This is a genomic window from Erythrobacter sp. 3-20A1M, from assembly GCF_018636735.1.
GTDB lineage: Bacteria > Pseudomonadota > Alphaproteobacteria > Sphingomonadales > Sphingomonadaceae > Alteriqipengyuania.
Genome location: NZ_CP045200.1, coordinates 3017064 through 3041662, shown reverse-complemented (window position 1 = coordinate 3041662; position 24599 = coordinate 3017064). Strand labels below are relative to the sequence as shown.

Sequence of the window (24599 nt, the reverse complement as noted above, 5' to 3'; positions counted from 1 at the left end):
CAGAGCGTCCTCATTTCAGTTCTCTTGTTGATCATTCGGCGGCTTCCGTTGCCAGGGCGTTCGGGTCCCGCGCGAAGCTGAGCACCACCCGGGTTCCGCCCCCTTCGACCCGGCGGAAAGCCATGTCGCCCCCATGTTCCTCGACGATCTTGTTCACGATCGCGAGGCCCAGCCCGGTGCCCTTCTCGCGCATCGTCACATACGGCTCGACGATCCTTTCCGGTTCGTTGGGCAGGCCGACGCCATTGTCCTCGACAGTAATCGATAGCAGCGTCTCTCCCGCATCGACCGTCACGCCGACTCTGCCCCGATAGTCGGGCTCTGCCCCCCTCGCCCGCGCCTCGACCGCCTCGACCGCGTTCTTGAGCACGTTCGTCATCGCCTGGCCGAACTGGTGGCGATCGCACTCGATCCGCAGATCGTCATCGATCGCCAGCGCCAGGGCGAAATCGACTGCCGGGTGCGCGACCTCCTGCAGGAACAGCGACTGCCGAACCAGGTCGGCCGGATCCTCGCGCCGGAAGACCGGCTTGGGCAGACGCGCGAAGGAGGAAAACTCGTCCACCATGTTCCGCAACGTGCCGACTTGCCGAACGATCGTACTGGTAAGCTCATCGAACAGATCGCCGTCATTGGCGATCTGCTTGCGATAGCGGCGCTTCAGCCGTTCGGTGGCGAGCTGGATCGGGGTCAGCGGATTCTTGATCTCGTGCGCGATCCGGCGGGCGACGTCGGACCAGGCGGCCTGACGCTGGTCGAGCAGCTGGCGCGTGATGTCCTCGAAAGTCACTACATGCCCGGTACTGGAACTGGTCACCCGAACGGCCAGCGTCATGATTTCCTTGTCGCGTTCGTGGGAGACGACCCCACCCTTCGCCCCGCTTTCGACCATCGCGGCGATGGCGGGGCTGATATCCTCCAGCGGCTTGCCCGCAGCCTCGATCTCTTCCTTGCCCAGCAACACCGCGCGGGCTGAGGGATTCATCAACAATATCTCGCCGCTGCCATCGGTGGAGATGATCCCCGACGTGATCGATTCGAGCACCGCTTCGATGAACCCTCGTCGTTCGTCGAGTTGCCGGTTGGCCGACACCAGAGCGTCGGTCTGCTTCTCCAGTTGCGCGGTCATCCGGTTGAACGCACGGTTGAGCAGACCGACTTCGTCGCCGCCGCGGCGTTCCTCGACGCGCATGGCGAAGTTGCCCGCCCCCACCTTGCGGGCCGCGGCGACCAGATCGGTCAACGGCTCCACCTGCCGGTCGGCGAAGCGAAGCGCGAACCACACCGCGAGGCCCACCAGCAGAAGGCTGACGAAGAACAGCGCCAGGTTGAACTGCAATTGTAGGGCGCGCGCCCGCGCGGTCAGCGCGTCGTAGGATGCGACGACCGAGCTCGCCTGCTTCCACTGACTGAAGGACAGCGCCTCAGTATTGCGCGCGTTGTAGAGGTATATTCCGGCTTCGCGATCGATGGGCGTGATCGCCTCGATCCGCGTTGGATCGGCGAAAACGGCCTCCGTCTCTCCGCGCTCGAACAGCGGCAAAGCGCGCTCGCCCGCCTTGGCCGGTTCGTTCCCCTCGGTAAGCCCGATCGCGAGCGCGGTCGTCATTCGGCCGTCGGGAAAAGCCTGCAGAATCGCGGATTCGTTGATATCGCGACCCTGCATCTGGTCGCTGTAACGGCTGAGGAATTCGCGGTCCCCGAGGTCCGGCGACTCCTGCCGTTGCAACAGAAACAGGATGTCGCCCGCCATCGAATAGGTTTCGTTCTTCACCTCGAGCTGGTTCTGCTCGAAATAGCCGCGCGCCAGACGATTGGCCTGTTCCATGACTCCGCGCGACTCTCCCGACATCCAGAAATCGACGCCCGACTGGAACAGGAATGCGGCGAAAGCGGAAACCAGCAAGGTGGGGACCGCAGCGATGATGGAGAACAGGAACACCAGGCGGGTGTGCAACCGCGCCGTACTGCCGGCAGCGCGCCGACGGGCAAGGCGCCGTCCGCCCAGCACCAGCAGCACCATAGTGGGCAGCAGGGTGCCGACCAGCAGGGCCGCCACCTGGCTCGCCATCAGGATATGGTCCGAATCCGACCGACCGCTGAACGCGAGCCAGGTCGTGCCGACCATGATCACGAACGCCACCGACGCCCCGATCTCGAGTACGGTAAAAATGTCCGCCCGACGCATCGACATCAGCTTGCGCTTGGCGAAGGAAGCGCTCGCTGAATTGCGTGGGGGGGTGACGCTTGCCATCGTTGCGCATTAACAACGCGCATGTTGCCTAAATGCAAGCAGCATTTGCGGCGTAGCCGGGCGTCAGGCGCTCGCGGAGAACGCCTCGGCGGAAATTTCCAGATCGCTCAACCGTTTGCGCAACGTGTTGCGATTGATCCCGAGCATTTCGGCAGCGCGGAGCTGATTTCCCCCCGTCTTTCGCAGCGCATATTCGAACAGGGGCCGTTCGAAGGCCGCGAGCGCGGCGCGATACAACGTCCCGTCGGCGGGCGTGGTTCGAGCCATCCAGTCGTCGAGCGCGCGCGCGATGGGCAATCCGTCCGCCCTTTCGTCGGCGGGCCGTTCTGTTCCCAAAACTTCGTCGATTACCGAAACGTCGATCGTCTCGTCGCGCGCCATCAGAGCCAGGCGATAGACCACGTTGCGCAGTTCGCGCACATTGCCGCGCCAACGGCGCTGGGCGAGCCGCTCGATCGCCTCATCTTTCATGCGCCGGTTCGGCAGGCCCTCCTCCGCCGCCCGACCGAGGAAATGACGGACGAGCAGCGGAACGTCGTCCCGGCGCGTCCGCAGCGGAGGCAATTCGATCGGCACGACATTAAGCCTGTAGTACAGGTCCTCGCGAAACGATCCTTCCGCGATCATCGGTGCCAGGTCACGGTTCGTGGCGGCGACGATACGCACGTCGACTGCGATATCGTGACGACCGCCCACGCGTCGGATACGCCCGGACTGAAGCGCTCGCAGCAACCGGGTCTGCGCCTCGGCCGGCATGTCGCCGATCTCGTCCAGGAACAGGGTGCCACCATTGGCTTGTTCGAACTTGCCGATCGCCCTGGTGACGGCACCGGTGAAGGCGCCTTTCTCGTGCCCGAACAGCTCGCTTTCGATCAGGTCGCGCGGAATCGCCGCGGCATTGACGGCGATGAAGGGCCCCGATTTGCGATGACCCAGCTGGTGGATTGCTTCCGCGACCAGCTCCTTGCCGGTCCCGCTTTCACCCAGGACAAGGACGGTGAGATCGTTGCGCAGGACCCGCGTGATCATGCGGAAGACGCCCTGCATGGCCTGGCTGCGCCCGACCAGCGGCAAGGCGGTCTCCGCCTCGTCTCCTCGCTCCGTCGAGATGCCCTGGACCTTGACCGCCTGCTCCACCGCACGAACCACGTCGTCGAGGTCGAAGGGCTTCGGAAAATATTCGAACACCTCGTTCTCGCTAGCGCGTACCGCCGTATCCAGGGTGTTTTGTGCCGAAATCACGATCACCGGCAGCGATGGATGCGCCGCCCGTACCGGGGCGAGCGAACCGATCCCGTCGCCATCGCCCAGCATCACGTCGGTCAGCATCACGCCGTAACGGTGGCGTTCCAGCAGCGCGTCGCGCCCTGCCAGCTCGGTACAGTGATCGACCGCGTAGCCTTCCGCTTCCAGCGCGGAGACGATCACCGTGGCGATCGCGCGGTCGTCTTCCACCAGCAGGACGCGGCTGCTCATGCGGTTTTCTCCGGTCGGGGCGCGGCGGCGAGATGGAGCCGGAAATGCGTCAATCCCTCGCGCTCGTCGCGGCTGTGCGCAATGCGCCCTTCCATGTCGCGGACCAGCTTGCGCACCAGCGCCAGACCCAGCCCCTGCCCACCCTGCTTCGTCGTCACGAACGGTTCGAAGATCGTATCGCGCAAGGCCGGATCGATCCCCTGCCCGTTATCGGTGACCGTGATCTCGATCGGCAGCCGCACCGATCGGCCCGGGTGCAGGGCGTTCAGGATCAATCCGCTGGAAAACCGGGTGCGGATGTCGACGCGCCCTGCCCCGCTCGCGGCGGCGGCATCGCGGGCGTTTCCGATGAGATTTATGAGCACCTGCTGCAACGCGTCGCGACTGGCGAGCACGGCCGGCAGCGAGGGATCGAACTCCTCCCGGAACTCGACCTCGTCCAGGTCCCCCTGTTCCTCGGCTGACTGCACGACCGCCAGCGCATTGCGGATGACCTCGTGCAGGTTGACCGGCTCCAGCGGGTCGGAGGTCCGACTGCCCAGCCGCTGCATACGATCCACTAGGCGGGCGATGCGGTCCACCTCGTCCCGTATCAAAGTCAGCAGGCCGACATCGGCCTCCGGCACCTTGCGGACCAGAAGCTGGCTCGCGCCGCGGATTGCCGAGAGCGGGTTCTTTATCTCGTGCGCCAGCACCGAAGGAGCGCTGGGCCGGGCATGCTCGCCCACATCCCCCATGTCGCGCTGTCCGATGTCGGAGAGTGTCATCACCCGCCAGCCCGGATGGCCCCCGACCGGAGACAGGGTGAGATTGACGTGCCGCGCCTCGTCCGCGACCTCGATCGACAGACCTCGGGCGGTCAGGCCCTCTTCCGACAGCTTGAGCCGCCGCAGAACGCGGGGATCGCTGATCTTCACCCAATCGAGCACCGGCTGCCCGCCAAGGCGCCGCATACTCGCGCCCAGCATGTTCTCGGCCGCCGCGTTCGCTTCCGCAATGCGGCTCTCCGGATCGAGCAGCAGCAGCGCGAAAACCAGATGGGCGAGCTGGGCCTGCGGGTCGGGCGGTCCCGCATGCGCCATGGTCATGCCGCGCGACGTCGCAGGAACGGGGCATAGAAACGCTCCAGCTCGTCCAGCACCTGCGCCGGGTCCTCGATCACGTTGACCCGGTTCCGGAACTCGGCCGATCCGTGCATGCCCTTGGTGTACCAGCCAAGGTGCTTGCGCGCGATCTTCACGCCCACGGCGCGCCCGTAATGGTCGAGCATCCGCTCGTAATGTTCGACCAGGGTCGTGTATTGTTCGTCGAAGCTGGGGGTGTCCAGCACTTCCCCGGTTCGCCACCAGTGCATCACCTGCCCCAGCAGCCAGGGTTTGCCGTAGGCTCCCCGTCCGATCATCAATCCATCGGCACCTGACTGTTCCAGCGCGGTGGCCGCGTCCGCAATCGTGCAGATATCGCCGTTGACGATGACGGGGATGGAAACCGCATCCTTCACCCGGCGGATGAACGACCAATCGGCCTGCCCCTTGTACATCTGGTTGCGGGTGCGGCCGTGCACGGTGACCATCTTCACGCCCAAATCCTGGGCAATGCGGGCCAGTTCGGGGGCATTGAGGCTGGCATGGTCCCACCCCATGCGCATCTTGACCGTTACCGGCACGTCGACCGCCTTCACCGTCGCTTCCATGAGTCGCGTCGCCAGGGGGACTTCGCGCATCAGTGCGGACCCGGCAAGCTGGCCCACAACCTTGCGGACCGGGCATCCGAAATTGATGTCGATAATAGCCGCGCCATTGCCCTCCTGCAATTTCGCGGCCTCCGCCATCGAAGCGGGATCGCAGCCGACGAGCTGCATGGACACCGGCTCCTCGGTCCGGTCCCACTCCGCCTTCTGAACGCTCTGGCGCGTTTCGCGGATGGCGGCCTCGCTCGCGATCATCTCCGTCACGTTAAGGCCCGAGCCGTAGCGGCGCACGAGAGTGCGAAACGGCAGGTCGGTGACGCCGGTCATCGGCGCGAGCACGACCGGTGTGTCGATCGTTACGGGGCCGACCGAGAGAGGTGACGGCGGACGGGGCGGAGCAGGGATCATAACGATGGGTCTGGTTGGTGCCTAAAATTTGGGCAGCGCCTATCGCATTGCGGCATCCTTCGCAAGCGGGTAGCGGGCCACCCGATGGACGACGGTTCCGCAGACACCCCATTCGCAGCGATCATCGTCGCGGCCGGTAAAGGCATGCGCGCGGGGCAAACCGTCCCCAAGCAATTCGCCCTATGGCGCGGCGAGCCGGTGTTGCGGCATTCCGCAAGGGCCTTGTCGGCGGCTGGTGCCGATCCCCTCGTCATCGCCATTCCCCCTGGGGAGCATGAGGCCGCGATCGAGGCGCTCGGCCCCGACATCAAAGCGCACCTGGTTGGAGGCGGCGAAACGCGGCAACAATCCGTGGCAAACGCGCTGGAGTTCCTCGCCGATCATCCGCCCGAGCGCGTCCTGATTCACGATGCCGCGAGGCCGCAAGTCGATCCGCAGGTGATCGGCCGGATTCTCGCCGCGCTGGAGGGCCACGACGGGGCGATCCCGGTGCTGCCGGTGGTCGACAGCCTCGTCATCGCGCGCGACGCCTGCATGGAAGCGCCCGCCGATCGCGACGCGATGCGCCGCGTCCAGACACCACAGGGTTTCCGTTTCGCTGCCATTCTCGCCGCCCATCGCGGCTGGCAGGGGGAGCCTGTTGCCGGGGACGATGCGCAAGTCCTCCGCGCGGCCGGACACGAGGTCGCACTGGTCGAAGGGGACGAGCAGCTCGCCAAACTGACATTCGCAGGGGATTTCATGTCGGAAGCACCGCAGGTTCGCACGGGGATGGGGTTCGACGTCCACCGCCTCGAGCAGGGCGAAACGCTTTGGCTCGGCGGGATCGAGATTGCCCATACGCATGGATTGGCAGGCCATAGCGATGCCGATGTCGCCCTCCACGCGCTGGTCGACGCGCTGCTGGGAGCGATCGGGGATGGCGACATCGGGAGCCACTTTCCCCCCTCCGACCCGCAATGGAAGGGTGCGCCCTCCTCTCGCTTCGTCGAACATGCCGCCAGCCGGGTGCGAGAAGCGGCCTATAGTGTCGCGAATGTCGATCTCACCATCATCTGCGAGGCGCCGAAAATAGGCCCGCATCGCGAGGCGATGCGCACCCGGATCGCGCAGCTTCTATCCGTTGACACCGGCGCGATTAGCGTGAAGGCAACGACCACGGAACGGCTTGGTATGACGGGGCGTGGCGAAGGGATCGCGGCGCAGGCCATCGCCACGCTTATCCGCAGGTAGGAGGGTTTTCGTGATGAAGATTTCAGGTCTTCTTTTCGCCGGTATCCTGGCGGTCGCCGGTACGGGTCCAGCCCAGGCGCAGGACGCGGGCGACGCGCCGGTGGAACTCGATCCGGCACAGGTCAGCAGCGCGGTGCGTTACGCGATGCCGCTGGCGCTCGACGGGCTCTACGCAAGCTGCGCCAGCTCGCTCCCGCCCAAGGCCTACCTCCTTTCGCACCGGGACGGTCTCAGGACCCGGTTCACAAAGGCTTCCGAAGGTACGTGGAGCCAGGCGCGCAGTCTGATCATGCAATTGATGGACAAAAAAGGCGGCGAAGACCTGTCGTTCATGAAGAACATGCCCGACGATGCCATGAAGCCCTTCGTGGACGCGATGGTGACGCAGCTCGTCGCGGAGGAGATCGAGCCGGCCCAGTGTGTTGATATCGACAGGGTCTTGGAACAGCTCGATCCTTTGCCTGTGGAAAACCTCGCCAATCTGGTCGGCGTCGTGGTCGATCTGGCGATGAAGGAAGAAAAGGGTCCGAAGCCGCTCGCAATCCCGATGGCACCGGCCCCCGAGTGACCGTAATGCCCGCAGAACATCTCCTTCCCGACGACATCTGCCTCCTCGCGCAGCAGGTGGTGACGGCCAATACCGAAGCCGGTCGCAAGGTCACCGTGGCGGAAAGCTGCACCGGTGGTCTGGTATCAGCCGCCCTTACCGAAGTCCCCGGCTCGTCAGCCGTGTTCGAGCGCGGCTACGTCACCTATGCCAATTCGTCGAAGGAGGAGATGCTCAACGTCTCGTCCGACATCATCGAAACCTTCGGCGCGGTGTCGATTGCGTGTGTCTGGGCGATGGCGCAGGGCGCGCTCGAACGCAGCGGGGCGGACGTTGCGGTTGCGATCAGCGGAATCGCGGGACCTGGCGGCGGCACCGATACGAAGCCGGTCGGAACAGTAGTATTCGCGCGGGCGAAGAAGAGCTCCTCAGACGGCGGTCAGCCGGAGGGTGAGATGCGCAAGTTCGACGGCTCGACCCGCGCCGAGATTCGCCGTCAGGCGACGCTGTGCGCGCTGGAACTGCTGCTGCCGTAAAGCGCCTGGGCGCGTTTTTCGAACGCCTCCACCATGCGGCGGAACGCGCGGTCGAAATACTGGCCCGCCAGCGCTTCGAAGACCCTGTTCTTGAAGGTGAACTGGACGCAGAAATTGATGCGACAGCCACCATCGGCAGTGGGTTCGAAGCGCCATTCGTTTTCGAGATCGCGCAGCGGCCCGTCGACGTAGTTTACCTTCAGGAAATGCGGTCGGTCCTTCTCGACCCGCGACGTGAACCGCTCCCGGATCGCTTTGAAGCCCACGACCATGTCGGCGACCATCTCGGTTTCTTTGTCGGAGCGCACGCGCGTCGCGATCACCCACGGCAGGAATTCCTGGTACCGCCCCACATCGGCGACCAGATCGAACATCTGCTCGCAGGTGAAGGGCAATTCGCGCGTCTCGCGAATCCCGGGCATCAGACGGCCTCCTCGCGCCGGCCCTCCGCCTTCGCCAGCTTCGCTTCGCGCGCGGCCTTCATCTGGGCGAAGTCGTCGCCTGCGTGATAGCTCGACCGGGTCAGCGGGCTGGACGCGACCTGCAGGAACCCCTTGGCCCGGGCGATCGCACCGAAGGCATCGAACGCCTTCGGGGTCACGAAATCCTCCACCTTCGCATGACGCGGGGTGGGCTGTAGATACTGGCCCAGGGTGATGAAATCGATTCCGGCGCTGCGCATGTCGTCCATCACCTGATGGACCTCCAGCCGCTGCTCGCCCAGCCCCATCATCATGCCGGACTTGGTGAAGATCAGCGGATCGTGAGCTTTCACCTCCTCCAGCAGGCGGAGCGAGGCGTAATAGCGCGCGCCCGGGCGGATCGTCGGGTAGAGGCGCGGAACGGTTTCCAGATTATGGTTGAACACGTCGGGTCCGGCCGCACAGATCGCCTCGATCGCCGGGCGCATCTTGCCGCGGAAGTCGGGGGTCAGGATTTCGATGGTCGTGCCGGGCGTTTCGCGCCGCAGCGCCTCGATCACCTTCACGAACTGCCCCGCCCCGCCATCGGGCAGGTCGTCGCGATCGACGCTGGTGATGACGATATGCTCCAGCCCCATCTTGCCCGCCGCGACCGCGACGTTCTCCGGCTCCATCGGATCGACCAGACGGGGCATCCCCGTCTTCACGTTGCAGAACGCGCAGGCGCGGGTGCACACGTCGCCCAGGATCATGACAGTGGCGTGCTTCTTCTCCCAGCACTCGCCGATATTGGGGCAGGCGGCCTCTTCGCACACGGTGTTGAGGTTGAGTTCGCGCATCAGCTTGCGCGTCTCGTGATAGCCCTTGCCGACCGGTGCCTTCACCCGGATCCAGTCGGGTTTGCGCGTGCGCTGCGGCCGGTCGGCCGGTGTCGTAGGAGCCGAGGAGAGATCGTTCATGGTCGCCCACTTAGGCATCGCCCTTGCCACTGGCAATGGCGGCAGGCATGGGAACGGGCATGATCCAGACCGACTCACCGGACCTCGATGCCCTGATCAAGGGATACCGCGATTTTCGCGAAAAAGGCTGGGCCCCATATCGCAAGCGCTGGGCCGAACTGCGGCAGGGGCAGAACCCCCAAGTGATGGTCATCGCTTGTTCCGACAGCCGCGTCGATCCCGCGCAGATCTTCGATGTCGATCCGGGGCAGATCTTCGTGGTGCGCAACGTTGCCGCCCTGGTCCCCCCGTTCGAGACGACGCCCGGCCAACACGGCGTTTCCGCCGCGCTGGAATTCGCGGTCCAGGTGCTGAAGGTGAAGGAAATCGTGGTCATGGGCCACGGCATGTGCGGCGGGTGCGAGGCGGCGCTGAGCCGCTCCATGGAAGGCACAGAGCCCGGCAATGGCGGCTTCATCGCCCAATGGATCAAGCTGCTCGACGGTGCCCGCGACAAGGTGACCGAGCAGCAGGGCACGGAAGGCAAGGAAGCTCGCCGTGCGATGGAAATGGAAGCGGTCAAGGTCAGCCTGGAGAACCTGCGCACCTTCCCTTGCGTGCAGGCCAAGGAGGGGCGCGGCGATCTGAGCCTGCGCGGTGCCTATTTCGCGATCAGCGACGGTCTGCTGCATCTGCTCGACGACGAGAGCGGCAAGTTCAGCGCCATCACCTGATCGTCGCGTAACACCGGAGAGATGATAATGTCCGAAATGGACGCGAAGAATATCGCGCTGCTGATCGATGCCGACAATGTCAATCCGTCAGGTATCAACGCCGTGCTGACAGTGCTGGCCGAACTGGGGCAGGTCAATATCCGCCGCGCCTATGGCAACTGGGCGAAGGATGCGCTCAAGAAATGGGGCGACATCACCAACCGGTTCGGCATCCAGCCGCACCAGCAGTTCGACCTGACCCGCGGCAAGAACGCGACCGACATGGCGATGACCATCGACGCGGTCGACCTGCTCTATCAGGGCAAGGTCGACGGGTTCGGGATCATGAGCTCGGACAGCGACTTCACCCCGCTGGTGACCCGGCTGAGGCAGGACGGGCTGCCCGTCTATTGCTTCGGCGACAAGAAGACGCCAGAGGCGCTACAGAGTGCCTGCACCCGGTTCATCGATATCGACAAGCTGATGAAGGGCGAGCAGCGCAACGGGGGCGGCTCGGCCCCCAGCGACGAGGGCGAGCGGGTGGACGAGGACGTCATCACGCTGCTGGGCGACGCATGGAAGGCATCCAGCCGGGACGAGGACGGCTTCGCCCGGTTGCAGGAGGTCGGCCAGATCGCGGGCAACCGGTCAAGCTTCGATGTGCGCAACTTCGGGTTCAAGCGGTTGTCCGAACTGGTCCGCTCGCTCGACCGGTTCGAACTGCGCCGGGGTGAGGACAACCAGCTTTACGTCAAGCGACTGCGCTGACGGTTGATAAGAAAAAGGCGCGGCCCCGTTTTGGGAGCCGCGCCGTCAATCTTAGCCCTTGGATTGCGGGCCGGAGCGATCAGCTGCCGGTCGCCGCAGAGGCGGTTGCCCCGGTCGAACCCGCGGCCTGCTGCGCGGCGTAGATCGACCACAGCTGGGCGATGTTCTTGCGCGACTGGTCGCCATCGACCTTCGCGAAAGTGGCCTGCGCCTCGTCGTACTTACCCTGGTCGATCTGCGCGATGCCCATGCGGGTGAGCGCCTCGGCCTTGTCCACGTCCGGCTTTTGCAGGGCTAGCGCGTAGAGCTCTTCGGCTGTCGCCGCCTTGCCATTGCTGAGCTGCGAGTTCGCGGCGGCGACGATCAGCCTGGTGCTTACACCCGATTTGCGCGCGTCGGTTGCCAGCGAGGAAAGATCGGCCTTTTCGCTCGCGAGCCTGCTGTTCGCCTCGGTCTTGGCTTCCTTGATGAACGAGTCGCCGGTGTTGATCTTGCCGGCCGCGATCCCGCGATCGATCACCCCCGCGACCTCGCTGGGCAGGCGGCGCGCATCGGCCGCGTTGATGTAGTCGTTGTAGTCGCGCTCATTACGCAGCGCATCTGTGCGTGCGAGAAGGCGCAGCGCGTCGAGCAGGGCGGGCTCGGTCGGCGTGTAGTAGTTACGCTGCCCGGCCATCACGTCGCCCCATGCGGTGGGGCTGGGATAGTACTTCACCCACATTTCGCCGAGCTTCGTCACTTCCGGGCCCAGCTCGTTCTGGAACGCTGCGACATAGGCGCTGCGCAGCAGGGTCTCGTCCGGCTTGCCCGTGCTGGCCTGCTTTTCGATCTGCTGCACGGCGTAGTCCACGCCCTGCTGCGCCTGATCGGCATCGATGTAGGTGCGCATGATCGTCGAGCGCATGTCGTTGGGGCCGATCTTGCCGGTCGAACCGTCGGAGAAGGTCGCGTCGAACGAATAGCCGATGTCGATCGCCCGCTGCAGGGCGGTGCGCGCGGCGTCCATGTTGCCGGCGGCGCGCTCTGCCTCGAACAGGGCGTAGCTGATCTGGCCCTGCGTCTTGACGTCGCCCTTGCCGCTTTCGGCCATCATCCGCAGGCCCGCGATCTTCAACTCCGGATCGTTCAGCTTGTTGGCGACCCGATAGGAGAGGCTCCCGGCCTCGAACTTCTCGTCGGCGGACTTGGCCACCGCGTTGACGGCGGGCAGCTTGGCCTTCGCCGCCGCGTAGTCGGCCGTCGCCTCGTCCTTGATGGGTTCGCCGGCGACGTTGTATGCGGTGATGAACTCTTTCGAGTAGTCGGGCTTCGCTGTTTCCCCGTCCTTCTTGTCCTGCGCGGCTGCGGGCTCCGCCACTGCCATCGCGGCGACGGAACCACCCGCGACGAGGGCGAGCGCGAGCGCCAGGCTGGAAGGCGTGCATTTACGGGCGAAGAATCGCATTACGGGTATCTCCCATTGAATTTCACGTTTGATCGAACAGAACCTGACCGGCCCCGCTCTGGCGATAGGCCTCGTCTGTTACCGGACTGAGATATGATTTCCACGCTGAATATGGATTGAATGCCCGGATCGTCGCAATTCTGCCCCGAAATGTGGAAAACCCTGCGCAATTCGCGCTGTAGACGGCGGTAAAAGTGGTGTCGCGCGGCGCGTTCCCCTACCCTCCCCCGATCACAGAACAATTACGGATCTGAACGGCCTTGACCGACGAAACCGATACCATGACCCCGCCCGCGCCGATGGGCGAATACGAACGCATCGACATCGTCGACGAAATGAAGACGAGCTACCTCGATTACGCGATGAGCGTGATCGTGAGCCGCGCGCTGCCCGACGTGCGCGACGGGCTGAAGCCGGTGCATCGCCGCATTCTGTTCGCCAGCAACGAAGGCGGCTTCGTCGCGGGGCGGCCCTATCGCAAGAGTGCCAAGATCGTTGGCGACGTGATGGGCAACTATCACCCGCACGGCGACAGCGCGATCTACGACGCGCTGGCGCGCATGACGCAGGACTGGTCGATGCGCGTCCCGCTGGTCGATGGTCAGGGCAATTTCGGCAGCATGGATCCCGATCCGCCCGCCTCGATGCGTTATACCGAGGCGCGGCTGGCGCGCGTCGCCAACAGCCTGCTCGACGATCTCGACAGGGATACGGTCGATTTCGCCGACAACTACGACGGTTCCCGGCGCGAGCCCACCGTCCTGCCGGCCCGCTTCCCCAACCTGCTGGTCAACGGCGCGGGCGGCATCGCGGTGGGCATGGCGACCAATATCCCGCCGCACAATCTGGGCGAGGTGATCGACGGCTGCCTCGCGCTGATCGAGGATCCGGGCCTCTCCAGCGAAGAGCTGATGGAGTATATCCCCGGGCCCGATTTCCCGACCGCGCCCCTGATCCTGGGGCAATCGGGTGCCCGCTCGGCCTACACCACCGGCCGCGGCAGCGTGCTGATGCGCGCCCGGCACGAGATCGAGGAGAAGCGCGGCGACCGGCGATCGATCGTCTTCACCTCCATCCCGTTCCAGGTCGGCAAGTCCGGCCTGGTCGAGAAGATCGCCGAAGCCGCAAAGGAAAAGCGGATCGAGGGCGTCTCCGACATCCGCGACGAGAGCTCGCGCGAGGGCGTGCGCGTCGTCGTCGACCTGAAGCGCGATGCCAGCCCGGAAGTCGTGCTCAACCAGATCTGGCGCTACAGCCCGGCGCAGGCGAGCTTCCCTGCCAACATGCTGGCGATCCGCGGGGGCAAGCCCGAAACGCTGGACCTGCGCAGCATCCTGCAATCCTTCGTGCAATTTCGCGAGCAGGTCATCACGCGGCGCACGAAGTATGAGCTCAACAAGGCTCGCGACCGGGCGCATATCTTGCTCGGCCTGGTCGTCGCGGTCTCCAACCTCGACGAGGTGGTGCAGATCATCCGCGGTGCGCCCAATCCCGCCACCGCACGCGAGCGGTTGCTTGCCAAGGAATGGCCGATCGGCGACATCGCGCAATATATCCGGCTGGTCGAGGCGATCGAGCCGACCGCCGATCAGGAAGGCGGCACCTACTCCCTGTCCGAACGTCAGGTGAAGGCGATCCTCGACCTGAGGCTCCACCGCCTGACCGCGCTCGGCCGCGACGAGATCGGCGAAGAGCTGAAGGAACTGGCCGACGCGATCGAGGAATATCTCTCGATCCTCGCCGACCGGGCGAAGCTGTATCGCGTGATGCGCGAAGAGCTGGAGGAGATCCGCAACACCTATGCCACCCCGCGCGTCAGCGAGATCGCGCCGGCGTGGGACGGGCTTGAGGACGAGGACCTGATCGAGCGCGACGAGATGGTCGTGACGGTCACAATGGACGGCTACATCAAGCGCACCCCGCTCTCGACCTTCCGCGCGCAGGCCCGTGGGGGCAAGGGCCGGTCCGGCATGGCAACGAAGGACGAGGACGCGGTGCGCGAACTGTTCGTCACCAGCACTCACAATCCGGTCCTGTTCTTCTCCACCGCGGGCAAGGTCTATCGGCTCAAGGTGTGGAAGCTGCCCGAGGGTGGCCCGCAGACACGCGGTCGCCCGATCGTGAACCTGCTGCCCGCGCTCGATGCCGAGGAGACTATCGCGACCGTGCTGCCGCTGCCGGAGGACGAGGACAGCTGGGGCGCGCTCAACGTCGTTTTCGCCACGGCCAGGGGCAATGTGCGGCGCAACGCGATGGATGCCTTCGCCAACATCCCCTCCAACGGCAAGTTCGCGATGCGCTTCGACGACGACAGCGACGACCGCCTGATCGGCGTGCGCCTGCTCGAAAGCGGCGACGACGTGCTGCTGGCGAGCCGCATGGGCAAGGCGATCCGCTTCGATGGCGAGGACGTGCGCGAATTCCAGAGCCGAACCTCCACCGGCGTGCGCGGCATGCGGTTGAAGGATGGCGACGAGGTCGTCTCGCTCGCCGTGCTGAAGGGCGGCACCTGGTCGCCGGAGGATCGCGACGCCTATCTGCGCGTCGCTCCGTGGAAAGCCGACGACGACGCCCCCGCTCTGGAAGGCGAGCAGGCGACCATGGCGGAAGACGAGGAATTCATCCTGACCGTCTGCGCCAACGGCTACGGCAAGCTTTCCTCCGCCTACGAGTACCGGCGCAGCGGCCGCGGCGGCCAGGGCGTGACCAATATCGACAACATCGCCCGCAACGGGCCGGTCGTCGCCAGCTTCGTCGCCGACAAGGCCGATCAGTTGATGCTGGTCACCGATCAGGCGAAGCTGATCCGCATCCCGCTCGAAAGCCTGCGGGTGATCGGGCGCGGTTCGGCGGGCGTGCGGCTGTTCAATGTCGGAAAGGGCGAGCATGTCGTCAGCGTCACGCGCATCGACGACGAGGAAGCGCCCGAGAACGAAGCCGAACGGCTGGTGGCCGAGGAAATGCTCGAGAAACGCGGCGGCGACGACGAGACGCAGCCCGACACCACGATGGACCGCGACGACCCGCCGGGCGACGAAGAGGGCGAGGTCTAAGCGGGCGGGATCTCGCGCCGGCGGGCCTTGTCCCGCCGGCGCAGGCTCTGCACCACGCCCGTCGCGATCAGGAACTGACCCGCGGCATAGAGCGGCCAGATCAGCCACGCCGCCACCGTGCCCGGCACCATCCCGCCGCCGCGCCCGAAGATAAGCAGGTCGGACACCACGAACAGGATCGCGCCGATCCCGACGCGGTAGCGGGGAAAGCTGCTGAGCCAGGCGGTCGCCGCCATCGCCCCCAGTGCCAGCCCGTAAAACGCCACCTGCAGCGATCCCGACAAAAGCCACGCAAGCGCGGGCGTGAAAACGAACAGCGCCACCGCGAGCGCAACCTGGCTGCCAGCGGGATTCGCGCGCCGATTGCGCAGGTACAGCACGATGGCCGCCAGATGCCCGGCGAAGAAGGCCGCTCCGCCATAGAGCAGGTCGATCTCCAGTAGCATATCACCCAGCGCGCCAAGGCCCAATACCAGCGTGAGCAACTGCCCGTCGACGCCCAGCCCGCGTTCAGCGGCATAAATCGCAAGCGCGGCGACAGGGGCACCCTTGAGAGCAATGATCCAGTAATCGTCGGTGGTACCACGCAGCACGAAATAGGCGATCGCCGCCACAATGGCCGCAAACAGCCAGGGACGGCGGTCGATCAGCGCTCTTTTCGGCAATCCACCCTCCCCTGCGGCACCCGCGCCGCTTGAAGCTCACCTAGGGCAAGCGATATGGGGCGGCAATGACACATGATATTCACATCATCGGCGGCGGTCTCGCCGGAAGCGAAGCGGCATGGCAGCTGGCCCGGCGCGGCTTCCGCGTCCGCCTGTCCGAAATGCGCGGCAGCGGCGAGACGACCCCGGCGCACCAGACCGACGGCCTAGCCGAGCTGGTCTGCTCCAACTCGTTCCGCTCCGACGATAGCGACAGGAACGCGGTCGGCCTGCTGCATGACGAGATGCGGCGCCTCGATTCGCTGGTGATGCGCGCGGGCGAGAAGGCGCGCGTTCCGGCGGGTAGCGCGATGGCGGTCGACCGCGATGTGTTCTCGGCCGAGGTCGAGCGCACGCTGGCCGAACACCCGAATGTCACCGTGGTGCGCGAGCGCGTCGACGTGCTGCCTGCCGACGGGCCGACGATTGTCGCGACCGGGCCGCTGACCGCGCAGGCCCTCGCCGAAAGCATCGTCGCGGCGACGGGGCAGGAACGGCTCGCCTTCTTCGATGCGATCGCGCCGATCGTCCATCGCGACAGCATCGACATGGACATCTGCTGGATCCAGTCGCGCTGGAACAAGCGCAACGAAGCCTCCAACGAGGATGGCGATTACATCAACTGCCCGATGACGAAGGAGCAATATCTCGCCTTCCATCAGGGGTTGATGGACGGAGAGAAGACCGAATTTCGCGAGTGGGAAGCCGATACGCCCTATTTCGACGGCTGCATGCCGATCGAGGTGATGGCGGCGCGCGGTGTCGATACGCTGCGCTACGGCCCGATGAAGCCGGTCGGGCTGGACAATCCGCGCGATACCACGCCCGAATTTCCGCAAGGGCGCTGGCCCTATGCCGTCGTCCAGCTGCGGCAGGACAACAAGCTCGGCACGCTGTGGAACATGGTCGGTTTCCAGACCAAGCTGAAATACGGCGCGCAGGTCGAGCTGTTTCGCACGATCCCCGGCCTGGAGCGGGCGGAGTTCGCGCGCCTGGGCGGCCTGCACCGCAACACCTTCCTGAATTCGCCGCTGGTGCTCGACCGGCAGCTGCGCCTGCGCGGCGCGGAGCATATCCGCTTCGCGGGCCAGATTACCGGGTGCGAGGGCTATGTCGAAAGTTCCGCGATCGGGCTCGCCACGGGAATGATAGCAGCATGCGAACTGGCGGGCGAGCCGTGGCACGAACCGCCCCGGACGACCGCGCTGGGCGCGCTGCTGTCGCATATCACCGGCGATGCGGAGGCCGATACCTATCAGCCGATGAACGTCAATTTCGGCCTCTTCCCGCCGCTGCACGAGGTGAAGAAGAAGCAGCGCAAGGAAGCCTATACCGGTCGCGCGAAGGCGGACATGGGCGAATGGCTTGCGCACTTGGAGCGCGAGCGGGTCCCCGCCTAGCAGCTACAGGTCGGTTTCTTCGGTTTTCGCTTGGGTGCGGTGGTCGCGAACTCCGCCTGCGTCAGCGACCGGTCGTGGTTCGCATCGGCCCCGTCGAAGCGCTGCGCGGTCGCCACCGCCCACTCCTCGAAGGTCAGCAGATTGTTGCCGTCCTTGTCCAGCCGACGAAAATCGTCGGTTCGCGACGACAGCATCTCGCTGCGGGTGATCTTGAGATCGCGGTTGCGATCGTAGCGGAAGAAGCGGCGTTGCTCGCGCGTCAGTTCGCTCGCCTCTGGCGGTTCGGGACCGCGCATGGCGCCCGGATCGGCCTGCGGCAGGGTCGGCTCCGCATTCGGATCGGCGAGCGTAACGGGCTCCGGCGGCGGCGCACCCTTCTCCACCTCGGCGCGGCCCTGCCACCAGAACAGGCCGATCCCGACCAGCACCAGCGCGCCGAAGAATCCCAGGATCGCCTTGTTCATGCCCGCCCCCCTTTCGCGGCATTTCTACGCTAGCGCCCGAAAATGCCAACCCGCATCGCCGCCGCCATATCGCCCGGACGTGCCAGCATTAAGCGCTGGAGCCGGATCGCTCGGCGGGCAATGGTCGCGAGAACCGCGAACATGCGTAGGGAGCGCGGCAGGGGACGGGCCTCGGGCAATTCATGCGCGAGTGCGAAAGCCACCTTGCGGTCTTCATCCGAACCGCAATGCTGCGCGAGATCGGCGAGCGCCCACCATGTCCCCGCCGATGCGGCCGCAGGTGCTGCCGCTTTCTCGCCCAGCGCCAGTGCCACCGCGGCCCAGCCTTGCCCGCGACCTTCGGCAAAGCTTCGCGCGATGTCCGGCGTCAGCGTATCGGCAACGAGCAGGGCTTCCCAGCCATCGACCATCGCGCCGAGCTGGCTCGTGCCGCCGTTCCACAGTGCGAGGCGGGCCAGCAACGGCTCACCCTCGGGCCACGCGCCCGGCTCCTCGGCGAACCGGTCACGCCACCACGCCAGGCGCAATTGCCCGGTCATCGGCTCGCTCGCCTGCCGCACCGCATTGGCCAGGCGGCGGTCGAGCTCGAACAGGTCGAGCGCGACGGCGCGCGGTGCCGAAGGGGCGTAGGAAAGCGCCAGCCTCTGCTCTGGCGGAAGGTCCTCAGTCCTCGACGTAGCAGACCTTCTTCGCGGCCTTCACGATGGAGGCGGTGTCGACCAGCGCCATCTGCTCGAGGTTCGCGGCATAGGGCAACGGCACGTCCGCATTGGTCACGCGCAGCACCGGCGCATCGAGGTGGTCGAAGCCCTGCTCCATGCAGATCGTCGTGATTTCCGACGCGATCGAGCAGGTCGGCCAGCCCTCTTCCGCCACAATCAGGCGGTTGGTCTTGGCAAGGCTCTCCAGCACCGTCTCGGTGTCGAGCGGGCGCAGGGTGCGCAGGTCGATCACTTCCGCGTCGATCCCGGCCTCGGCCAGCTCCTCCGCCGCTTCCAGCGCCAGACCGACCGCGATCGAGTAGGACACGATCGTCACGTCCGACCCCTCGCGCACAATCCGCGCCTTGCCGATCGGCAGGACATGGTCGTCGAGTTCGGGCAGTTCGAAGGTGCGACCGTAGACCAGCTCGTTTTCCAGGAAAACCACCGGGTCCTCGCTCCGGATCGCCGCCTTGAGCAGACCCTTCGCGTCCGACGCGTCGTAGGGCGCGATCACGATCAGACCGGGAACGCTGGCGTACCACGGCCCGTAGTTCTGGCTATGCTGCGCGCCGACGCGGCTCGCGGCCCCGTTCGGTCCGCGGAACACGACCGGACAGCGCATCTGCCCGCCCGACATGTAATTGGTCTTCGCCGCCGAGTTCACGATGTGGTCGATCGCCTGCATCGCGAAGTTGAAGGTCATGAATTCGACCACCGGCCGCAGCCCGCCCATCGCGGCACCGGTGCCGATCCCGGCAAACCCGTATTCGGTGATCGGCGTGTCGATCACGCGCTTGTCGCCGAATTCCTCCAGCAGTCCCTGCGTGACCTTGTACGCACCCTGATACTCGGCGACTTCCTCGCCCATCACGAAGACGCGCTCGTCGCGGCGCATTTCCTCGGCCATGGCATCGCGCAGCGCCTCGCGCACCGTGATCTTCGCCATGTTTGTCCCGGCGGGAATTTCGGGATCGGTTTTAGCCTTCGCGTCAGATTTCAGACTTTCGGCACCGCCTTCGGAGGTTTCGGCCTTCTCCTTGGACTTCGCCGGCTCGTCGTCGGACTTCTCTTCCGACGGCGTCGGGGCGGATTCGGGCTCCGCATCGGCATCCTCCCCTTCGCCGATCAGCGTGGCGATGGCGGTGCCGACGGCTACGCCCTCGGTGCCTTCCGCGATCAGGATCTTGCCGAGCGTGCCTTCGTCGACCGCCTCGAATTCCATCGTTGCCTTGTCGGTTTCGATCTCGGCGATGATGTCACCCGCCTCGATCGTGTCGCCTTCCTGCTTCAGCCACTTGGCGAGCGTACCCTCCTCCATGGTGGGGGAAAGCGCGGGCATCTTGAGTTCGATCGCCATGGCTCAATACTCCTCCACCAGAACATCGGTGTAGAGTTCGCTCGGCTCCGGCTCTGGCGAATTCTCGGCGAAGTCCGCCGCTTCCGAAACCTGCGCGCGGATGCGCTTGTCGATCGCCTTCAAATCGTCCTCGCTCTTGCCCTTCTCGATCAGCGCCTTCTTCAGTCGCTCGATCGGGTCATGGTGATCCTTCTGGTCCTGCACTTCCTCGCGCGTACGATACTTCGCGGGGTCGGACATCGAGTGGCCGCGATAGCGGTAGGTGTTGCACTCGATCAGCACCGGGCCGTTGCCGCCGCGAACGTATTCCAGCGCGATCTCCGCCGCCTTGCGCACCTGCAGCACGTCCATCCCGTCGACTTCCATGCCCGGAATGCGGAACGCGGTGCCGCGGCGGTGGAAGTGGGTTTCCGCGCTCGACCGCTTGCTGGCAGTGCCCATCGCGTACTGGTTGTCCTCCACGACGAACACGATCGGCAGCTTCCACAGGCTGGCCATGTTGAACGCCTCGTACACCTGGCCCTGGTTCGCAGCGCCGTCGCCGAAATAGGCCAGCGTCACGCCGCCGTCCTCGTTGTACTTGTGCGCGAAGGCGAGTCCTGCGCCGAGCGGCACCTGCGCGCCGACGATGCCGTGCCCGCCGTAGAATTTGTGCTCGGTGCTGAACATGTGCATCGAGCCGCCCTTCCCCTTGGAAATGCCCGCCTCGCGACCGGTCAGTTCGGCCATGATGACCTTCGGATCGAGGCCGTAGGCGAGCATGTGCCCGTGGTCGCGATAGCCGGTGATCACGCTGTCCTTGTCCCCGTCCAGCGCGCTCTGCATGCCGATCGCGACCGCTTCCTGGCCGATGTAGAGATGGCAGAACCCGCCGATGAGGCCGAGGCCGTAAAGCTGGCCTGCGCGTTCCTCGAACCGGCGGATAAGCAGCATCTGCTCGTAGAAATGGAGCATCTGATCATCGTTGGCGTCGAAGGACGGGTCCTTCTCGAGCGTCTCCTGCAAGGAATGCAGGGCGAAATCCTCATCCTGTTCCGGCGTGGCCGCCTTGTTCTTCGGGGCGGACTTCGCGGAAGGGGATTTTGCCAAGGGAGACCTCTCAAACGCTACGGAAGGCTAATCTATGCGTGGCCGACGCTATAATCATCCCACGCGTGCCGGTGCAACGCCCGAAAGGGCCACCCGGGTCCGCATAGCTATGCATGTCAGGGATTGGTGATCGGAAGAATCACTTCGTCGGGACGCACGACATTGAGATTCTTGCGCAGAAGCTCGCTCACCATGTCGGGGTCCGCATGATCGGGATCGAGCGCGGCAACCTGGCTCTGCAGCTCGCTACGCCGTTCCTCCAGGGCTTCGATCCGGGCCTTGCGCTGATCCAGCAGCCGGGCATTTTCGCCCCATGCCAGCACGCCGTCCGGCCCCATCAGGGACAGGCCGGCAAGCGCCAGCAGCACGACAAGAGCCAGCCCCTGCGTAAATTGTTCTCGCGGCAATGCGAGTTTGTGCCCTTCGCGCGTCATCGGAAACGATAGAATCACAACCGGCCTTTCGCATCAAGCGCAAATCGTTGAGGCCGATAGATTTTGCGCCGGATGGAGGGTGCAGCAAAGGAGGCACGCCGCTCACCCTTTGTGGACCTTCGCCTCCTTTCCCTCGTTTGACAAACACTGACGGAAACGGTATTTAGTTTCTATTGAAACCAAATTCGCAGGAGCCCTCCGCATGACTGATCTTTTTGAAAATCCTGCCGGGCTCGACGGCTTCGAATTCGTCGAGTTCTGCGCGCCCGAAAAGGGAGTGCTGGAGCCGGTCTTCGAAGCGATGGGGTTCACCCATGTCGCAAACCACCGGTCGAAGGACGTCCAGCTGTGGCGCCAGGGCGAGATAAACCTGGTCGCGAATTACGAGCCGCGCAGTGCCGCCTGGTATTTCGCCCGCGAACACGGGCCGAGCGCGTGTGGCATGGCCTTTCGCGTAAAGGACGCCGCCGCCGCCTGGGCCCACCTGATGGACCAGGGGGCCGAGCCGGTGCACGTGGAAACCGGACCTATGGAGCTCTCCCTCCCCGCCATTCGCGGTATCGGCGGAGCAATCCTCTATCTAGTCGATCGCTACGAAGGGAAGACGGGCGACAACGACCTGTCGATCTACGACATTGATTTCGAATATCTTCCCGGCATCGAGAAGCACCCGAAAGGTGCCGGCTTCCAGAAGATCGATCACCTGACGCACAACGTCTACGGTGGGCGCATGTCCTTCTGGGCTGATTATTACGAGAAGCTCTTCAACTTCCGCGAGATCCGCTATTTCGACATCAAGGGTGAATACACCGGCCTTACGTCCAAGGCACTCACCGCCCCGGACGGCAAGATCCGCATCCCGCTGAACGAGGAAGCGAAGGGCGGTGGCGGCCAGATCGAGGAATTCCTGCGCGAGTTCAACGGCGAGGGAATCCAGCACATCGCGCTGATCACCGACGATCTCGTTTCCGCATGGGACAAGCTGAAGGAATTCGGGGTGCCGTTCATGACTGCCCCGCCCGAAACCTATTACGAGATGCTGCCAGAGCGCCTGCCGGAGCATGGTGAACCGGTCGATGAGTTGAAGCCGCGCGGGATCCTGCTCGACGGCACCACGGAGGGCGGCAGCCCCCGCCTGCTGCTGCAGATTTTCGCCGAAGCGCAGGTCGGGCCGGTCTTCTTCGAATTCATCCAGCGCAAGGGCGACGAGGGGTTTGGCGAAGGTAACTTCAAGGCGCTGTTCGAAAGCATGGAGCGCGACCAGATCCGCCGCGGTGTTCTGAATGCCGAAGACGCGAAGTCTGTCGAGAAGGAGCCCGCGGAATGACCGATCAGTCCAACCATCCGGTGAAGCTAGGCGGCGTCCATCACGCTGCTTATCGCTGCAAGGACGCCAAAGAGACCGTCGAATGGTACGAGAAGGTGCTCGGCATGGATTATGTCAGCGCCTTCTCCGAAGATCACGTTCCCTCGACAGGGGAGTACGACCCGTACATGCACGTCTTCCTCGATGCGGGTAACGGCAACATCCTCGCCTTTTTCGAGCTACCCAACCAGAAGGGCATGGGCCGCGACGAGAATACGCCCAAATGGGTCCAGCACCTCGCGTTCCGGGTTCATTCCGAGGACGAATTGCTCGCGGCGAAGGACCATGTCGAAAGCCTCGGCATCGACGTGATCGGCCCGACGCATCACGGCATCTTCAAGTCGATCTACTTCTTCGATCCCAACGGCCACCGCGTAGAACTTGCCGCCGATATCGGTACGGATGAACAGTATGCCGAGCTGAAGCGCGTGGCGATGCCGATGCTGGAGGAATGGAGCGAAACCAAGAAGGCTCCTCGTCATGCCGATTGGCTGCACGAAATCGCGCGCGCGGAGCACGAGGCAAAGGCCGAGCATTAGAAAAACCGGCGGAGTTCCGCGGGAACCTGGCCCATCGCTCATGCATATTTCTCCGTAACAAAGGGGAACATATGCTAGCCGCGCCTTCGCCGACGCCTACACCCGACACGGTCGATCCGGTCGGTACGCTCAACCACCAACTGGTCGATATGGGCCAGCAGCTGATAAAGGCGTTGCCAAGCATCGCCATCGCACTGGTGATCCTCGTAATCACTTGGGCAGTTGCGCGAATGGCGGTCAAGATCGCCGACCGGGTGACCGGGCGCACCAAGATGCGCCCCAGCCTGCAGGCGTTGGTCGAAACGGTTGTGAAGCTGGCGATTTGGATCGTCGGCCTGATGATTGCGGCTATCGTTGTCATCCCCAGCCTCACTCCCGCCAGCCTCGTCGCCGGCCTCGGCATCGGTGCAGTCGCGATCGGTTTCGCCTTCCAGGACATTTTCGAGAATTTCCTGGCGGGCGTTCTGATCATGGTGCGCGAGAAGATGCGGATCGGCGACGTGATCCAGTGCGAAGGCATCATCGGTAAGGTCGAACATATAACCTTGCGCGAAACGCATGTGCGCAAGCTGTCGGGAGAGGTGACCCTCGTTCCCAATTCGATACTGTTCAAGAACCCGGTCGAAATCCTGACCGACGAGGTGAAGCGCCGCCATGAAGTGGTGGCTGGCGTGTCCTACGACACCGATCTGGATCATGCGGCGGACGTGATCCGCAAGGCGGTCGAAAGCGTCGAAGGCATCGACGTCGAGAAGGGCGTCGATGTGTTCGCGCAGGAATTCAATTCCAGTTCGATCGACTTCAATGTGCGCTGGTGGGCCGGCTCCACCCCCCGCAATATGTGGGAAAGCAAGGACAAGGTCGTGCGCGCCATCAAACGGGCGCTGGACGATGCGGGTATCGAGATTCCCTTCCCCTACATCACCCACACCTTCAAGGAGCGGGTACCGCTGGGCGAGAAGGTGGGCGAGGCGAACCCTAGCGCCTGATCGCCAGCGCCGGCGTGTGGCAAAGGGCCGGGTTGAGAAGCCTGGCCCCCTTCCCTACGTCACCTTCGATC

23 protein-coding genes are annotated in these 24599 nt (G+C 64.6%); 10 read left to right on the top strand and 13 right to left on the bottom strand.

All coding sequences use genetic code 11. From position 1 onward, the window contains the following. Positions 1-31 precede the first annotated feature (31 nt). From F7D01_RS14700 to dusB, 4 genes are all read right to left on the bottom strand, one after another. Positions 32-2194, bottom strand: coding sequence for an ATP-binding protein (locus tag F7D01_RS14700; RefSeq protein ID WP_215228180.1), 2163 nt, complete (start codon positions 2192-2194; stop codon positions 32-34). Positions 2195-2317: 123 nt separating this feature from the next. After that, on the bottom strand, positions 2318-3730 hold the full coding sequence (locus F7D01_RS14695; RefSeq protein ID WP_215228179.1) for a sigma-54 dependent transcriptional regulator: 1413 nt from the start codon (positions 3728-3730) through the stop codon (positions 2318-2320). Beyond that, on the bottom strand, positions 3727-4818 hold the full coding sequence (locus F7D01_RS14690; protein WP_306300148.1) for a nitrogen regulation protein NR(II): 1092 nt from the start codon (positions 4816-4818) through the stop codon (positions 3727-3729). Before F7D01_RS14690 ends, F7D01_RS14695 begins: the two co-directional genes overlap by 4 nt. Further along, a complete protein-coding gene (dusB, locus tag F7D01_RS14685) occupies positions 4815-5828 on the bottom strand; it encodes a tRNA dihydrouridine synthase DusB (RefSeq protein ID WP_215228178.1) in 1014 nt (337 codons plus the stop codon). Before dusB ends, F7D01_RS14690 begins: the two co-directional genes overlap by 4 nt. Before the next feature lie 84 nt (positions 5829-5912). On the opposite strand from dusB, the gene F7D01_RS14680 reads away from it, so the two are divergent. Genes F7D01_RS14680 through F7D01_RS14670 form a run of 3 tightly spaced genes read left to right on the top strand, consistent with a single transcriptional unit; the run spans position 5913 to position 8144 of the window. Further along, entirely contained in the window at positions 5913-7061 is a 1149-nt protein-coding gene (locus tag F7D01_RS14680; protein WP_215228177.1) for a bifunctional 2-C-methyl-D-erythritol 4-phosphate cytidylyltransferase/2-C-methyl-D-erythritol 2,4-cyclodiphosphate synthase, read from the top strand. 13 nt (positions 7062-7074) lie between these two features. Next, on the top strand, positions 7075-7629 hold the full coding sequence (locus F7D01_RS14675; RefSeq protein WP_215228176.1) for a hypothetical protein: 555 nt from the start codon (positions 7075-7077) through the stop codon (positions 7627-7629). A gap of 5 nt (positions 7630-7634) precedes the next feature. After that, positions 7635-8144, top strand: a complete 510-nt coding sequence (locus F7D01_RS14670; protein ID WP_215228175.1) for a CinA family protein — start codon at positions 7635-7637, stop codon at positions 8142-8144. On the opposite strand, the gene F7D01_RS14665 is transcribed toward F7D01_RS14670, so the two are convergent. Continuing rightward, the gene (locus F7D01_RS14665) at positions 8105-8566 is read right to left on the bottom strand and encodes a type II toxin-antitoxin system RatA family toxin (protein ID WP_215228174.1); all 462 of its coding nucleotides are present in this window, start codon (positions 8564-8566) and stop codon (positions 8105-8107) included. The two genes, F7D01_RS14670 and F7D01_RS14665, sit on opposite strands and share 40 nt — an antisense overlap. Beyond that, positions 8566-9525, bottom strand: a complete 960-nt coding sequence (gene lipA, locus F7D01_RS14660) for a lipoyl synthase (protein ID WP_215228173.1) — start codon at positions 9523-9525, stop codon at positions 8566-8568. The genes F7D01_RS14665 and lipA overlap by 1 nt, the downstream gene beginning before the upstream one ends. A gap of 59 nt (positions 9526-9584) precedes the next feature. Between lipA and F7D01_RS14655 the strand changes: the two genes are divergently transcribed. Continuing rightward, positions 9585-10238 carry a carbonic anhydrase gene (locus F7D01_RS14655; protein WP_215228172.1) on the top strand — a complete coding sequence of 218 codons (654 nt, stop codon included), beginning with the start codon at positions 9585-9587 and terminating at the stop codon, positions 10236-10238. Between the two features lie 27 nt (positions 10239-10265). Further along, positions 10266-10985, top strand: coding sequence for an NYN domain-containing protein (locus F7D01_RS14650; protein ID WP_215228171.1), 720 nt, complete (start codon positions 10266-10268; stop codon positions 10983-10985). A 79-nt stretch (positions 10986-11064) separates the two neighbouring features. Here F7D01_RS14650 and F7D01_RS14645 read toward each other — a convergent pair whose 3' ends face one another. Beyond that, complete coding sequence (locus tag F7D01_RS14645) at positions 11065-12429, bottom strand: hypothetical protein (RefSeq protein ID WP_215228170.1); 1365 nt, start codon at positions 12427-12429, stop codon at positions 11065-11067. Positions 12430-12689: 260 nt separating this feature from the next. Here F7D01_RS14645 and gyrA point away from each other — a divergent pair, with 260 nt between their 5' ends. Then, positions 12690-15482 carry a DNA gyrase subunit A gene (gyrA, locus tag F7D01_RS14640; protein WP_215228169.1) on the top strand — a complete coding sequence of 931 codons (2793 nt, stop codon included), beginning with the start codon at positions 12690-12692 and terminating at the stop codon, positions 15480-15482. Here gyrA and F7D01_RS14635 read toward each other — a convergent pair. Further along, positions 15479-16147 (bottom strand): lysoplasmalogenase, encoded by a 669-nt coding sequence (locus F7D01_RS14635; RefSeq protein WP_215228168.1) that lies wholly within the window; start codon positions 16145-16147, stop codon positions 15479-15481. The genes gyrA and F7D01_RS14635 overlap by 4 nt on opposite strands. A 65-nt stretch (positions 16148-16212) precedes the next feature. Here F7D01_RS14635 and trmFO point away from each other — a divergent pair, with 65 nt between their 5' ends. After that, on the top strand, positions 16213-17586 hold the full coding sequence (trmFO, locus tag F7D01_RS14630) for a methylenetetrahydrofolate--tRNA-(uracil(54)-C(5))-methyltransferase (FADH(2)-oxidizing) TrmFO (RefSeq protein ID WP_215228167.1): 1374 nt from the start codon (positions 16213-16215) through the stop codon (positions 17584-17586). Here trmFO and F7D01_RS14625 read toward each other — a convergent pair. From F7D01_RS14625 to F7D01_RS14605, 5 genes are all read right to left on the bottom strand, one after another. Beyond that, a complete protein-coding gene (locus F7D01_RS14625; protein WP_215228166.1) occupies positions 17583-18050 on the bottom strand; it encodes a hypothetical protein in 468 nt (155 codons plus the stop codon). The genes trmFO and F7D01_RS14625 overlap by 4 nt on opposite strands. Positions 18051-18079: 29 nt before the next feature. Next, a complete protein-coding gene (locus tag F7D01_RS14620) occupies positions 18080-18589 on the bottom strand; it encodes a hypothetical protein (RefSeq protein ID WP_251566937.1) in 510 nt (169 codons plus the stop codon). A 124-nt stretch (positions 18590-18713) separates the two neighbouring features. Continuing rightward, positions 18714-20111 carry a pyruvate dehydrogenase complex E1 component subunit beta gene (locus tag F7D01_RS14615; protein ID WP_215228165.1) on the bottom strand — a complete coding sequence of 466 codons (1398 nt, stop codon included), beginning with the start codon at positions 20109-20111 and terminating at the stop codon, positions 18714-18716. A 3-nt stretch (positions 20112-20114) separates the two neighbouring features. Further along, positions 20115-21200 (bottom strand): pyruvate dehydrogenase (acetyl-transferring) E1 component subunit alpha, encoded by a 1086-nt coding sequence (gene pdhA / locus F7D01_RS14610; RefSeq protein WP_215228164.1) that lies wholly within the window; start codon positions 21198-21200, stop codon positions 20115-20117. Positions 21201-21316: 116 nt separating this feature from the next. Beyond that, on the bottom strand, positions 21317-21634 hold the full coding sequence (locus tag F7D01_RS14605; RefSeq protein ID WP_215228163.1) for a septum formation initiator family protein: 318 nt from the start codon (positions 21632-21634) through the stop codon (positions 21317-21319). Positions 21635-21836: 202 nt separating this feature from the next. On the opposite strand from F7D01_RS14605, the gene hppD reads away from it, so the two are divergent. From hppD to F7D01_RS14590, 3 genes are all read left to right on the top strand, one after another. Then, positions 21837-22961, top strand: a complete 1125-nt coding sequence (hppD, locus tag F7D01_RS14600) for a 4-hydroxyphenylpyruvate dioxygenase (protein WP_215228162.1) — start codon at positions 21837-21839, stop codon at positions 22959-22961. Continuing rightward, complete coding sequence (locus tag F7D01_RS14595) at positions 22958-23539, top strand: VOC family protein (protein WP_215228161.1); 582 nt, start codon at positions 22958-22960, stop codon at positions 23537-23539. Before hppD ends, F7D01_RS14595 begins: the two co-directional genes overlap by 4 nt. A gap of 71 nt (positions 23540-23610) precedes the next feature. Continuing rightward, the gene (locus F7D01_RS14590; protein ID WP_215228160.1) at positions 23611-24528 is read left to right on the top strand and encodes a mechanosensitive ion channel family protein; all 918 of its coding nucleotides are present in this window, start codon (positions 23611-23613) and stop codon (positions 24526-24528) included. Positions 24529-24599 lie beyond the last annotated feature (71 nt).

What these genes read in the sequence shown, in the direction of transcription:
- F7D01_RS14690 (WP_306300148.1), bottom strand. Translation starts at nt 4,818, where the DNA reads ATGACCATGGCGCATGCGGGACCGCCCGACCCGCAGGCCCAGCTCGCC.
- F7D01_RS14670 (WP_215228175.1), top strand. Translation starts at nt 7,635, where the DNA reads ATGCCCGCAGAACATCTCCTTCCCGACGACATCTGCCTCCTCGCGCAG.
- F7D01_RS14695 (WP_215228179.1), bottom strand. Translation starts at nt 3,730, where the DNA reads ATGAGCAGCCGCGTCCTGCTGGTGGAAGACGACCGCGCGATCGCCACG.
- trmFO (WP_215228167.1), top strand. Translation starts at nt 16,213, where the DNA reads ATGACACATGATATTCACATCATCGGCGGCGGTCTCGCCGGAAGCGAA.
- F7D01_RS14655 (WP_215228172.1), top strand. Translation starts at nt 9,585, where the DNA reads ATGATCCAGACCGACTCACCGGACCTCGATGCCCTGATCAAGGGATAC.
- F7D01_RS14595 (WP_215228161.1), top strand. Translation starts at nt 22,958, where the DNA reads ATGACCGATCAGTCCAACCATCCGGTGAAGCTAGGCGGCGTCCATCAC.
- F7D01_RS14665 (WP_215228174.1), bottom strand. Translation starts at nt 8,566, where the DNA reads ATGCCCGGGATTCGCGAGACGCGCGAATTGCCCTTCACCTGCGAGCAG.
- F7D01_RS14645 (WP_215228170.1), bottom strand. Translation starts at nt 12,429, where the DNA reads ATGCGATTCTTCGCCCGTAAATGCACGCCTTCCAGCCTGGCGCTCGCG.
- lipA (WP_215228173.1), bottom strand. Translation starts at nt 9,525, where the DNA reads ATGAACGATCTCTCCTCGGCTCCTACGACACCGGCCGACCGGCCGCAG.
- F7D01_RS14625 (WP_215228166.1), bottom strand. Translation starts at nt 18,050, where the DNA reads ATGAACAAGGCGATCCTGGGATTCTTCGGCGCGCTGGTGCTGGTCGGG.
- dusB (WP_215228178.1), bottom strand. Translation starts at nt 5,828, where the DNA reads ATGATCCCTGCTCCGCCCCGTCCGCCGTCACCTCTCTCGGTCGGCCCC.
- F7D01_RS14650 (WP_215228171.1), top strand. Translation starts at nt 10,266, where the DNA reads ATGTCCGAAATGGACGCGAAGAATATCGCGCTGCTGATCGATGCCGAC.
- F7D01_RS14615 (WP_215228165.1), bottom strand. Translation starts at nt 20,111, where the DNA reads ATGGCGATCGAACTCAAGATGCCCGCGCTTTCCCCCACCATGGAGGAG.
- F7D01_RS14620 (WP_251566937.1), bottom strand. Translation starts at nt 18,589, where the DNA reads ATGACCGGGCAATTGCGCCTGGCGTGGTGGCGTGACCGGTTCGCCGAG.
- hppD (WP_215228162.1), top strand. Translation starts at nt 21,837, where the DNA reads ATGACTGATCTTTTTGAAAATCCTGCCGGGCTCGACGGCTTCGAATTC.
- F7D01_RS14590 (WP_215228160.1), top strand. Translation starts at nt 23,611, where the DNA reads ATGCTAGCCGCGCCTTCGCCGACGCCTACACCCGACACGGTCGATCCG.
- F7D01_RS14700 (WP_215228180.1), bottom strand. Translation starts at nt 2,194, where the DNA reads ATGTCGATGCGTCGGGCGGACATTTTTACCGTACTCGAGATCGGGGCG.
- F7D01_RS14605 (WP_215228163.1), bottom strand. Translation starts at nt 21,634, where the DNA reads ATGACGCGCGAAGGGCACAAACTCGCATTGCCGCGAGAACAATTTACG.
- F7D01_RS14680 (WP_215228177.1), top strand. Translation starts at nt 5,913, where the DNA reads ATGGACGACGGTTCCGCAGACACCCCATTCGCAGCGATCATCGTCGCG.
- F7D01_RS14675 (WP_215228176.1), top strand. Translation starts at nt 7,075, where the DNA reads ATGAAGATTTCAGGTCTTCTTTTCGCCGGTATCCTGGCGGTCGCCGGT.